Below are 12,600 nucleotides of genomic sequence, written 5' to 3' on the forward strand. Positions count from 1 at the left end.
CTGCCAAGCGTTTCATTGGTACGCCTACTGCGATGTCTTGGATGGCACTTTCTGGATTGTCTGGGTTGGATTCAATGGCCATCTTTTCTACCATTGGCGTTCTTGCATATCCGAGTTGTGAACAGTTTACGCGGATATGACGGTCTGCGTATTCAACGGCCAAGCATTCGGTTAGGCCAACGAGGGCTGCTTTGGTCATGGCGTAGGCAGCTTCTCCGGCATCGTCTACGATATCCCCTGTGACAGATGAGGCAATAACGATGCTACCGCCGCCTTGATCGAGCATATAAGGGATGACGGCTTGACACGTATTCCATACGCCTTTGATATTCACATCGATATGGAAGTCACGCATCTTGTCACTCATTTCTTCAAATGGAGCCAAGCGACAAACCCCAGCATTACAACAAGCCACATTCACTTGTCCGGAAGCGTCTTTTGCCTTCTTGATCGCTTCTTTCATATGCTCTTTATTGGAGACGTCTCCGACATAAGTGACGATTTGGACTCCGTAGATTTCTCGAAATTTCTTCGCCGTTTCTTCGACTTCTGGTAATAAGTCGACAAGGCACATCTTCGCGCCGTATTTGACATAGCCCGTTGCAATTCCCTTTCCAAGTCCAACGGCTGCTCCAGTGATGAGTGCTACTTTTCCTTCTAATTTTTTCATGGTTTTCTCTCCCTTCTTTGAACTTTTCTACACCTCCAGTGCACCTTTTCGAAAACGTTTTATCAATCTTATTTTCTAGAGTTCTTAAGCATTATATTATTCGATGCAAAAAAGAATCGCCTCCCAGAAGGCATTCCCTCCTGAAGGCGATGGTGTCTTGTTTTGTTATTCTTGTCCTTTGACTTCTGGCGTTGCGACATCCTCGCCAAACCATTTCCCACTGATTTGTTGGAAGATGCCCTCTTGATAGAGTCCCTTGAAGGCTTGGTTCAGTGCTTCGAGCAGCTTCTTGTCTGCAGGTCGTACCCCTACCGCGAAGGATTCACTCTCGAAGCCTGAAGGAATGGTGTCGTACTCGTCAGCAATTCCTTCTGTCGTGAGGTAGTAGTCCGCGTATACACGGTCAATCAGTAAGGCGTCGATACGGTCATTCTTCAAGTCGATAATGGCCTCGTTCACGCTTTGGTATTGGTCAGCGTCCCCGCCTTTGACACGGTTCTTCATCACTTCTGGATGTTCTTCAAAATCCAACATTCCAGATGATCCATTTTGCGCACCAAGGACTTTCCCTGTCATATCACCCACTGAGTGAATGCCACTCGTTTTCTTCACGACCAAGACTTGCGTATTTTGCATATAAGGTATCGTGAAGGCCACTTTCTCTCTTCGTTCGTCTGTTGCTGAATAACCATTCCAGATGGCATCAATCGTCCCGTTTTGTAACTCGGTCTCCTTCATATCCCAGTCAATCGCTTGGAAGCGAATCGTGATGCCTAGTTTCTTTGACACGTACTGGGCGAGCTCGATATCAAACCCGGCATAGTCTCCATTCTTCTCCTCGAAGCCCATTGGAACAAAAGTGTTATCAAAGCCGACCGTGAGGCTTTTTTGTTGTTGATATTTATCCCAGTTATCGACTTTTGGATTACTTGCTAGTTGCGTGCAGCCTGCAAGACTCATTACCGCACCTCCTACAAGCGCCAAAAGTCCTAGAATTCCTTTTCGTTTCTTCATAGCGGCCTCCTATTTTGGTTCGAACGTCAAGAGTTCGTCCGCGATGTTTTCTGCAAAGGTTAAATCGTGAGTGACAACAATTTGCGTCATTCCGAGTTCTTTGTTTTGAAGGATTAACTTCTCGACTTCTAAGCGAAGGGCTGGGTCAAGTGCTGATGTTGGTTCGTCGTAGCCGATAATTTCAGGGTCAATCATCATCGCGCGTGCAAGAGCCACCCTTTGTTTTTGCCCTCCTGAGAGTGAATACGGGAAGGCATCTTCATGTCCTTCTAGGCCAAGGCGTTCTAATAGTGCGCGTGCCTTCGTATCGGCTTCTTCTTGCGGTATTCCGTTCATTTTCACGGGTGAAATCGTTAGGTTCTCTAACACGGATAAATGCGGGAATAATTGGAAGTCTTGGAACACGAATCCAAGCAATTGGCGCTTTGAGAGTTCATCAAGCGCTAATGATTCGCCGTTATAGAACACTTCTCCTGAGTCGATAGTTTCCAGACCTGCTAACATACGTAGCAAGGTCGTTTTCCCGCCTCCTGAAGGGCCAACGATGGCCAAGATTTTTCCTTCCTGAATGGTTAGATTGAAATCGGACAAGATTTGTTTATCGCCGAAACGTTTATAAATACCACGTAATTCTAACATCTGCTTGTCCTCCTATTTATAATAACTGAATTTCTTTTCAATGCGTTTAGCTACAAGCGTCACAATCCCGATGACAATCAAGTAAATCGCCCCTGCTAAAAACATTGGAACAAGACTGGCGTCGCGGTTGGCTGCGGTGCGGCTCGCTAGAATCAGGTCTGATATTCCAAGCGCGTATACAAGAGACGTATCTTTGACAAGGCTCATGATTTCATTGAAGACACTTGGCAAGACAATCTTCGTCACCTGTGGAAGAACGATATAACGAATCGTCGCTCCTGGCGTGAATTTCAACACTTTCGCCGCTTCATACTGCCCTTTTGGAATCGTATCAATTCCTCCGCGGAAAATCTCCGCAAAGTACGCCGCATAATTGAGCGTGAAGGCAATGAGCGCTGCCGGAAGTCGGTCTAGACGGATGCCGACTCTTGGCAAGACGTAATAAACAAAGATGAGTTGTAATAACAGAGGCGTCCCGCGCATTACCCAGATGTAAATGTGGATGAACCAGTTGAGTGGCTTCCATTTGAGTTGCATCGCAAAGGCAATGAGAACCCCCAGCGGAATCGAGAAGATAAGAACGAGTGCGAACACTTCTAATGTCGTCACTGCTCCGTGTAATAAACTTGGTAAAATTTCGAGTGAGTAGGACAAATTAAGGACCTCCATCTGTTAATTGATGGTACATAGTATAGCACAAACCATTTATTTGAAAAAGATGAAAGTTTCATGAGAACGGTCTCAGTTTTAAGTTTTCTTACTACTTTTATCGCAAGCAAAAACCGCAATAGGACTCACTCCCATTGCGGTTATTTTTGTTATTCAATAATTCCTTGTTCCACTTTTCGGCGTTCTTTGAGAAGGTCACGTACTGAAATCAAGACCACTGCTCCTAGTATCATTGCCATTCCGATAAAATCGATGGCGTAAAACTGCTCCTTCATAATGAGAAAGGCAAAGAAGACGGCAGAAATTGGTTCAACAGCAGCAATTAAACTACTCTTCACTGGACCGATATAGCTCGTCCCTTTTAGGAACATCGTATAAGAAATGACAGTGCCAATAAGGATAATTCCCGTCAAGGCAGCCAGAATATCAACACTATATTCCAGTTGAAGGGCCGTGAGTCCACTCATCGGGAAAAGAATGACTCCTGCAATCACCATCCCTACTCCAATCACCGTTAGACTTCCATAGGTTTGAATGAGTTTAATCGGAAGCATAATATAGATGGCATAGGTAAACGCACTAAAGATGCCCCAGAAGAGCCCTAGCGGTGTGACGGAGAGTTGATTCCACTGACCATGTGTCGCAATTAAGAAGGTTCCCCCCATCGCCAGAACAATTGAGGTCACTTCTGAAGGGGTTGGTGCCGTACGATTTTTCACACATAGATACACAAGAATAATGACCGGGCAGAGATACTGCAAGACTGTTGCCGTACCCGCATTACTCAAGGCAATGGCTTGTAAATACGAAAATTGATTTAAGAATAATCCTACAAAGGCAAAAATAATGATTTTGACGTAATTACTCTTCTCCTTAAAGAACGCACATAGCTGTTCACGGTTGAAGAGAAAACTCATTAATAGCAGCAGTGTCCCAGAGATAATGAGTCGTAAATCGGTCAAAGCAAGCACACCCATCCCGTGTGCCATCAAGTGCTGACCACTTGCTCCACTCATCCCCCATGCAATCCCTGCAAAAAGCGTCATTAAGGTTCCTTTTAAAATCTTCTGTTTTGGTTGTTTTGTAATATCTTTATTTTTCATAAATCCGATTATAACATAAAAATAAACGATTTTCGCTGAAGGAAAAAGTAAATATTTCTTGAATTTTACCAACAAATTTCGAATTCCAAAAGAATTATTGTTATACTGAAAATGTTCAATCTTGAAAATAAGGAGAAAAAATGAAGAAAATTACGAAACTTACTTTTATGACCGTAGCAACGTTACTATTGTCTGCCTACTCTGTTACCGCTCAAGAGGTCGATACAGAACCTGCAGAACAAACAACAGAGTACTTCCCAAAAGAAGAACCATATACAGGCTTTACTTCTAGAGATGGAGTGACTTATTATCACGTGAATAATGTTCCAATTACTTCTCAATGGAGAAAAATTAACGAAAAATGGTACTATTTCAACGAAGAAGGAATTATGCAAAAAAATGCCATTGTTGATGGCTACCTAATTAATTATCTTGGAACTCGTGCTAAAAATGAATCTGTCGTTATTAATGGTCAAATTTTTTACGCGGATGCAAATGGAAAAATGCTCCGCAGTGTAGCGGTTGAAATCGATGGAAAAATGGCTTACTTCAACGAAAAAGGCGATCGATTTGATTATGCCGAAGAAGCTGGTTTGAACGTGAAAAACACATGGATTCAACGCGATGGTAACTGGTACTACGCTGACGAAAACGGTGATTTTCTTCGTAATAATTGGAGAGTTATCAACGGTAAATGGTATGCTTTTCACGCGAACGGCGTCATGTATGAAAACGAATGGAATGGCGACTACTACTTAAGGTCTGATGGATCAATGGCTGATAACGAGTGGATTTTTGACAAAAATTACAACAGTTGGTTTTTCCTAAAACCTGGTGGGAAATATGCTCAAAATGAGTGGAATGGTAGCTACTACTTGAAGTCTGGCGGATACATGGCAAAAAGCGAATGGATTTTCGATAAAAACTACTCTAGCTGGTACTATCTACAAGAGGACGGTGCTTACGCTTCAAACAAATGGTTACTAATTAAGGGAAAATGGTATCACTTCCGTTATTACGGCGAAATGGATGCGAATAAATGGATTGGTTCTTATTATGTTCAATCAGATGGATCTATGAGATAATTTCTATTACAAAAGTCAACTACATGTTAGTTGGCTTTTTTCTTATCTTATTTTTTCCTAGTTCTAAAGTTTAAGATTTTAAGGTTCCTCCCTTTTTGGTTTGCCCTATATCTTCTTATTTTGTTACACTAAATAAGAAATCTTTATGGAGGAAATTTCGATGAAACGCACAACAAAATTTACAGTAACAGCTATAACTTTACTATTACTAACACCTCAACTTGTTCATGCAGAAATGTCTTTGGAAACAACCACCACTGAATCAACAACGCAGACAACGCAAGTCTCCAACTATCAAACCAGTGAAGTCAATGAGGAAATACAACAGGAATCAACATACACGGGTCTCGTTTATGAAAACGGAGATACCTTCTATCACGTGAATGGTAAACCTCTCCTCTCTCAATGGCAATGGACCCATGGACGGTGGTACTACTTTGATGATAAAGGTAAAATGTTTACCTCTGGAATGACTCCAGATGGTTACCTTGTCGATGCCGATGGAAAAATAGCAGGTCCTGGATGGTTAAATGCGAATGGGACTTGGTACTACGCCCTATCAGAAGGCAAAGCACTCCGTGATGATTGGAAGAAAATTGACGGTATATGGTATGCCTTCCATACAGATGGAAAGATGTATGCTAACGAATGGAATGACAGTTACTATCTCAAATCAGATGGTGCGATGGCTGATAACGAATGGATTTTCGATAAGAACTACTCTAGCTGGTTCTACATTAAATTAGGTGGCTCCTATGCTCATAGCGAATGGAAGGATGGCTACTATTTAAAAAATGGCGGATATATGGCTCAGTCTGAGTTCATTTATGATTCTAACTATAAAGCGACGTACTATTTAGATGAGAACGGTCAGTATGTTAGCGATAAGTGGAAAGAAATTGAAGGAAAATGGTATCATTTCCGTAAATACGGCGAAATGGATATCAATAAATGGATTGGATCGTACTATGTCAAATCTGATGGCATTATGGCCACAAATGAACTTGTCTATGATTCAACGTACAATAGTTTCTTTTATTTCAATGAAGACGGTCAGTACTTGGAAGGAAACCAATGGAAAGAAATTGCTGGCGAATGGTACTACTTCAAAAAAGGTGGCTACATGGCTAAGAGTGAATGGGTTGATTTTTACTATCTCAAAGAAAATGGACGCATGGCTAAAAATGAACTTATTTACGATCCAACATACGATACTTCCTTCTACCTTGAAGAAGACGGAAAATATTTTGGTGGGAATAAGTGGAAAGAAATAAAGGGAGACTGGTACTACTTCAAAGAAGGCGGCTACATGGCCAAACATCAATGGATTGGTTCTTACTATGTGAAGGCTGATGGACGTATGGCTAAAAACGAAATGCTATATGATTCCTCAAGCAAATCATCTTATTATTTCACAGAAGACGGGACGTATGCGAAGAACTACTGGGCCAACATCCATGGCTACTGGTACTACTTCAAATCTAACGGAAAAGTTGCGCGTAAAGAATGGATCGACAATAAATATTACGTATTCGATAACGGTAAAATGGCGACTGGTACACATATTATCAATCACTATCAATACACATTTGACGAAAGTGGAAATGTCTTGAGCAAGAAAGCCGTTGATATCGGATGGGTAGAAAAAGATGGTAAACGTTACTTTTATAATAGAGCAGGTCAACGTATCGGTGACGAAACGGCCAAAAAAGTTATGGATGTCAGCGAACATCAAGGTTATATCGCTAACTGGGAATCCATCATCAAAGATAACGGAATCGATGCTGTTATTGTTCGAATCGGTTACTCTGGTGCTGAAGATAAATATCTAGCACATAATATTAGCGAATTGAATCGTCTAGGCGTGCCTTATGGAATCTACCTCTATACCTATGCTTCAACAGAGGCAGATGGTAAAGAAGATGCCGAACAAACCCTCGCATTAATCGAAAAATACAATATCAAACCAACTTACCCTATTTACTTCGACTTAGAAGATTGGCGATATATAAATGGTGCAAAATCCGCACCAACAGATACAGCTACTTGGGTGAGCATCTGGAAAGCGTATCGGAATACAATGATGAAAGCTGGATACACTAATGTGCGTGTGTATAGTTACCAATATCTCTTACAAAATCGTTTAAACGATTCTGAAATCCTAAAATATGTGGATTGGGTTGCTGCTTACACTCCACAACTCACATACCACCTTCCATATAGTCAACCAAGCTGGGGATGGCAATATACCGATAAGGAATTCGTTGTCGGCCTTGGAAATGTGGATATGAGTGTTTGGTTCGGACGTTGATTATACTATATTTTAAAAAAAATTAGAACTTTTAGAAAGCCTCATTTAATATGAGGCTTTTTATTTGATTCGGTGTAAAATTTATCATAGGAAATTGCGTGTTTTATTCTTTTTTGATACACTTGGAAAGGATAATTTTTTACAAGGAGGTTTTTATGAAACATACAGGTAAAGTCACGCTCTTAACGGCTGTCCTCTTTGCCCTTTCGGCACATGCGGTTGTTGCAGAGACGGTACAATCTGAAACGGCAGTACAACCTACGACAGTTGAAGTTACAACGATTCAGACAACAACAGAGATAACAACGACTTCAGAAGCATCATCTCTTCCAATAGAGGCAAAAAACGACGTCTATAAATACAAAGCTGATGAAGTTCCTAAGTACACGGGTATTTACAAAGCTGACGGCGAAACGTACTACCAAGTGGACAGTAAGCCCATCACGAATACATGGAAATGGTACGATGGTCGATGGTACTACTTTGGTGAAGATGGAAAGATGTTCAAATCAACCGTTACTCCAGATGGGTATCTTGTAGATAGTGAAGGAATGCTTGTCAGTCCTGGCTGGAGTTATCAAGATGGCAAATGGTACTATGCCGAGTCTGGCGGAAAAGTATTCCGTGGTGATTGGAAGAAAATTGATGGCGTTTGGTACGCATTCCATAACAATGGTATGATGTACTCTCATGAATGGAGCGGTAGTTATTTCTTAAAAGATAGCGGTGCAATGGCTGATAACGAATGGGTTTTCGATAAAAACTACAATAGCTGGTTCTACATTAAGCCAGGTGGTGTTTACGCAAGTCGCGAGTGGAAAGGTGACTACTACTTGAAGGCTGGTGGCTATATGGCTCAAAGCGAATTCATTTATGATCCAAATTATAATGCAACATACTATTTAAACGAAGACGGATCTTATATTCGTAACCAATGGCTTTTAATAAAAAGCAAATGGTACCACTTCCGTAAATATGGAGAACTTGATACGAATACATGGATCGATTCTTACTACGTGAAGGCAGATGGTATAATGGCTGAAAATGAATGGATTTACGATAAGAACTACGGGGGTTACTTCTATCTCAAGGATGACGGTGTTTATGTCACAAATATCTTTACTATTGATGGAAAAAAACATCTTTTCCAGGAAAACGGTCTGTGGATTGCTGAAGTTCCCAACGCTGTTAATTATGGAGACTATAAAAATATTATCTTCCTCGACCCCGGACATGGCGGAAAGGATCCTGGTGCCGTTTATAATGGGATTCGTGAAAAAGATTTGAATATGCAAATCTATCGTAAACTACGTAGAGAATTAGAAAAACTTGGATATACTGTTCTCACTTCTAGAGATAAAGATGAATTTGTAGACTTCGTAACGGAACGTTCTCAAATGGCCAATAAAACCGATGCAGACTTTTTTATTAGTATCCACTTCAACGCAACAGGCGTTCCTGGAGCAAACCGTAGTGGTGTGGAAACCTACATTTATGAACCTGATGACGATCTTCCACCTAGAATTAATAAAGAAGCTCATGATAATCCCCTTCGCATGAGCGAAAGCAAACGTTTAGCGGAAAATCTTCATGCTTCTATTATCGAAAAATCAGGAGCTAACGATCGTGGTATTCGTGTTGCAAGTTTTGCAGTGCTTCGTGAAACAGCAAAACCAGCTGTTCTTTTGGAGCTAGGATATATGGATAGTCCCGAAAGCAAGAAAATTAGGGATAATGCTTATCAAGAAAAACTTGTTACTGGAATTGTTAGTGGTATTCAAAAATTCTATAAAACCGCTAAATAATGCATATTTATTATTGGCCTCATCCATTGGATGAGGCCTTTTTGTGTCTTTCTTCTTTTCAAAACAAAAATTGTCACGATATGAGAAAACTTTTTAGAAGTTTATAAAAGATAAGTCTCTTTTAGTTAAAAATATAGTATCCATAGTGAATTTGACTAATAGCTCTAATTCATTCCCTCTAGTTATAGATAGATTAATAAATGAATCGAATGATGTATCCGAAAAAGATTATTTTTGAAGGAATCCTTCCTTTTCCAAGAAGGCACGAGCCACACTTTCCGCGGACTTCCCTTCTACTCCCACTTCATAGTTCATTTGACTCATTTGACTTTCAGTAATTTTTCCTGCCAATACATTCAATACACTTTCTAACTCAGGATGTTGTTTTAATAATGCTTCCTTCATGAGAGGTGCGCCTTGGTAAGGTGGGAATAATTGTTTGTCATCCTCTAATGCTACTAAATCATAGCGTGTAATTTCAGCGTCCGTTGAGTACGCGTCCGTGATTTGGATGTCTCCTGATTGAATCGCTTGGTAACGAAGGCTTGGTTCCATCGTTGCGACATTGAGATTCAAGCCATACTTACTTTGAAGTCCACGATTTCCGTCTTCTCGGTCATTAAATTCGAGCGTGAAGCCTGCTTTCAATTGTCCTTCCACTTTCTTCAAATCAGAAATTGTCTTAAGACCATATTTCTCCGCAATAGAACGTGGTACAGCAACCGCATAGGTGTTTTGATACGCCATCGGTTTTAGAAAGGCTAGTCCATCTTGTTTTAAAATTCCCTCTCTTGCTGCTTCAAAGACTTCTTGTGGATCATGAGAGATACTTGGAGCAGGTTTCAACAAGCTTTCTGTAATAGTTCCTGTAAATTCTGGATAAATATCAATATCCCCTGATTTTAACGCCTCATATAGAAATGTTGTCTTCCCGAAGTTTGGCTTTACTTCGACTTTCAGCTTTGTGTTTTCCTCAATTAAGAGTTTATACATATTCGCTAAAATCTCAGGTTCTGGTCCTAATTTTCCAGCAATAATAAGGGTTTGTTGCCCCATCGAAGGCATCATTCCCGATACAAATGAAGCCCCCAGTCCTGCAAATAGAAGGATAAAGGTTGCGAAAATCGTTTTTAATTTGGCATGCTCCATCCATTTTAATAAGGTACTAAATGCAATCGCCAAGACGGCTGAAGAAACTGCGCCAATGATAATGAGACTAGCGTTATTACGGTCAATCCCAAGAAGAATAAACGAGCCAAGGCCCCCAGCCCCAATTAACGCAGCAAGAGTCGCCGTCCCAATAATAAATACGGCGGATGTTCGAATCCCAGACATGATGACAGGCATTGCAATCGGAATTTCAAACTTCTTCAATCGTTCCCATTTCGTCATCCCAAAGGCTACTGCGGCTTCTTCCAGACTTGGATCAATTCCTTGTAGTCCTGTAATCGTATTTTGCAAGATTGGGAATAAGGCGTAAATCACAAGGGTTGTAAGCGCCGGAACCGTTCCAATCCCCATAAATGGAATAAACAGCCCTAATAGCGCCAGTGACGGAATCGTTTGGAAGATTCCTGCCACTTGAAGAACGAATCCTGCTGCACGCTTACGAGCACTTAAGAGAACCGCCAAAGGAACAGCAATCATAATGGAAATCAGTAGCGCTAATAATGATAATTGCAAATGTTGCCCTAGTGCTACTGTCCAGTCGCTAAAACGATCTTGAAAAGTCGTTACAAGATTATGCATGAACAGCACCTCCTTTAAACAATTCTGCGACAAATGCTGTTGCGGGATGTGCAAGGATTTCTTCAGGTGTTGCGACTTGCTGAATTTCTCCGTCTTTTAAGACTGCGATACGGTCAGCTAGTTTCAGCGCTTCATCTGTATCATGTGTGACAAAAATCGTCGTCATCTTGAACTCCAGGTGTAATGCCTTTGTGAGTTCTTGCAGTTGCTTCCGGGAAATCGCATCAAGCGCTGAAAAAGGTTCATCCATGAGCAGTGTCATCGGTTCAGCGATCATCGCTCGAACAATCCCCACACGTTGTTGTTCCCCACCAGAGAGTTCACTTGGAAGGCGTTTGGCATAATCGTCAAAAGGAAGGCCTACTTTTTCAAGCAGTTCTTTCGTTTTAGCTACGATTTGCTCCTTCTTCCACCCTTTCATTTCAGGGATGAGCGCGATATTTTCTGCCACTGTTAAGTTTGGAAACAGCGCGATTTGTTGAAGGACATAGCCCGTCTCCAAGCGTAATTTTCGTTGGTTATGTTCTTTGATTCGTTTTTCGTTTAAATAAATATTTCCATCAGTCGGTTCAATCAATTGGTTGATCATCTTCAACATGGTTGTTTTCCCTGAACCGGATGGACCCACTAACACCATGAATTCGCCGTCGTTAATGCTAAGGTTCACGTCTTTTAAAACGAGCTTTTCATCATAACGTAAGGCGATATTTTTATACTCTAGCATTTAGTTTCTCCTTTACTTTTTATTCTTCGTATTCTTTCAAATTTTGAATAATTCGTTCTAAATAGCTTTCGAATTCAAAAATTTCTTGAGTCGAAAATCCCTTATAAAATTGTTCTCCTAATTCATAATTCACTTCGTCTCCAATCGCTTTTTGAGCTTTTCCTAGTTCTGTTAGACTGACATAACGCTTCCGTTTATCAATCTTGCAAGCTTCTAAACTAACAAGTCCTTGTTCTTCTAATTTTTTAATCATATTCGTTAAGGTATTATTGGCAAGTCCCGTTTTTTGACTTAAGTCTGTAAACGTCATACATTCGTTTTCATAGTCCCAAAGTGAAGATAAAATTTTAGCTTGCTCACTTCTAAACTGAGCAGAAGGCTGTTTTTTTAATAGTTTTTGATAGGTTCTCCCATTAAGTAACCCTACATGGTGGACTAAGTAACCACCCTTCATTTTTGCTTTCATGAATACCCTCCTTTCAAATTAGTTCTATATAGAACTATATACCTTAAAGTTTTTCCTGTCAAAGAATCGATTTCAAAATAAAATGATCTACAAAATATTTCCTCAAGCAGAAACTTAGGTGAATCCTTTTTTTGATGCTATAATGAGTCAAACAGTAAAGGGGGTCTTCATATGTCATTAGAAGATAAATTACAACAAGCAACAGGTGCTGCTAAAGAGGTTTTAGGAAAAGTTACAGGTGATAAAAGTACTGAAACAGAAGGTGCTGTTGAAAAAGGTTTAGGTAAAGCAAAAGAGGTCATTGATAATGTGAAAGAAAGCGTTGAAGGTGCTGTTGAAGGAATTAAAAATAACTTCAATAAATA

The 12,600-nt window shown here is 40.5% G+C and carries 12 protein-coding genes; 4 read left to right on the top strand and 8 right to left on the bottom strand.

Features of this window, described 5'->3' with window-relative positions; all coding sequences use genetic code 11:
* The 5 genes from Q0594_RS08355 to Q0594_RS08375 form a co-directional block, all read right to left on the bottom strand.
* Positions 1–670, bottom strand: a 670-nt coding sequence (locus Q0594_RS08355; protein ID WP_298731199.1) for an SDR family NAD(P)-dependent oxidoreductase, incomplete at its 3' end; no start/stop codon positions are given.
* A gap of 165 nt (positions 671–835) precedes the next feature.
* Entirely contained in the window at positions 836–1,684 is an 849-nt protein-coding gene (locus Q0594_RS08360) for an amino acid ABC transporter substrate-binding protein (protein ID WP_298731201.1), read from the bottom strand.
* 9 nt (positions 1,685–1,693) lie between these two features.
* Positions 1,694–2,323 carry an amino acid ABC transporter ATP-binding protein gene (locus Q0594_RS08365; protein WP_298731203.1) on the bottom strand — a complete coding sequence of 210 codons (630 nt, stop codon included), beginning with the start codon at positions 2,321–2,323 and terminating at the stop codon, positions 1,694–1,696.
* Between the two features lie 12 nt (positions 2,324–2,335).
* Positions 2,336–2,977, bottom strand: a complete 642-nt coding sequence (locus Q0594_RS08370) for an amino acid ABC transporter permease (RefSeq protein ID WP_298731205.1) — start codon at positions 2,975–2,977, stop codon at positions 2,336–2,338.
* Positions 2,978–3,141: 164 nt separating this feature from the next.
* Positions 3,142–4,095: a DMT family transporter gene (locus Q0594_RS08375; RefSeq protein WP_298731207.1), complete on the bottom strand. Its 954-nt coding sequence runs from the start codon at positions 4,093–4,095 to the stop codon at positions 3,142–3,144.
* Between the two features lie 140 nt (positions 4,096–4,235).
* On the opposite strand from Q0594_RS08375, the gene Q0594_RS08380 reads away from it, so the two are divergent.
* The 3 genes from Q0594_RS08380 to Q0594_RS08390 all read left to right on the top strand — a co-directional run bounded on the left by Q0594_RS08380 (position 4,236) and on the right by Q0594_RS08390 (position 9,296).
* Entirely contained in the window at positions 4,236–5,180 is a 945-nt protein-coding gene (locus tag Q0594_RS08380) for a hypothetical protein (protein ID WP_298731209.1), read from the top strand.
* A 160-nt stretch (positions 5,181–5,340) separates the two neighbouring features.
* A complete protein-coding gene (locus tag Q0594_RS08385) occupies positions 5,341–7,491 on the top strand; it encodes a GH25 family lysozyme (RefSeq protein WP_298731211.1) in 2,151 nt (716 codons plus the stop codon).
* 155 nt (positions 7,492–7,646) lie between these two features.
* Positions 7,647–9,296, top strand: coding sequence for an N-acetylmuramoyl-L-alanine amidase (locus Q0594_RS08390; protein ID WP_298731215.1), 1,650 nt, complete (start codon positions 7,647–7,649; stop codon positions 9,294–9,296).
* Positions 9,297–9,524: 228 nt separating this feature from the next.
* Here the strand turns inward: Q0594_RS08390 and Q0594_RS08395 are convergent, their stop codons facing one another.
* The 3 genes from Q0594_RS08395 to Q0594_RS08405 are packed head-to-tail and all read right to left on the bottom strand — an operon-like array spanning position 9,525 to position 12,235.
* Entirely contained in the window at positions 9,525–11,045 is a 1,521-nt protein-coding gene (locus tag Q0594_RS08395; RefSeq protein WP_298731217.1) for an ABC transporter permease/substrate-binding protein, read from the bottom strand.
* Positions 11,038–11,769, bottom strand: coding sequence for an ABC transporter ATP-binding protein (locus Q0594_RS08400; RefSeq protein ID WP_298731219.1), 732 nt, complete (start codon positions 11,767–11,769; stop codon positions 11,038–11,040). The genes Q0594_RS08395 and Q0594_RS08400 overlap by 8 nt, the downstream gene beginning before the upstream one ends.
* 19 nt (positions 11,770–11,788) lie before the next feature.
* Positions 11,789–12,235: a MarR family transcriptional regulator gene (locus tag Q0594_RS08405; protein ID WP_298731221.1), complete on the bottom strand. Its 447-nt coding sequence runs from the start codon at positions 12,233–12,235 to the stop codon at positions 11,789–11,791.
* A 171-nt stretch (positions 12,236–12,406) separates the two neighbouring features.
* On the opposite strand from Q0594_RS08405, the gene Q0594_RS08410 reads away from it, so the two are divergent.
* Positions 12,407–12,600: CsbD family protein (locus tag Q0594_RS08410; protein WP_298731223.1), on the top strand; the 194-nt coding region annotated here is incomplete at its 3' end.

The sequence above is a fragment of the uncultured Granulicatella sp. genome (genome assembly GCF_938030755.1).
GTDB lineage: Bacteria > Bacillota > Bacilli > Lactobacillales > Aerococcaceae > Granulicatella.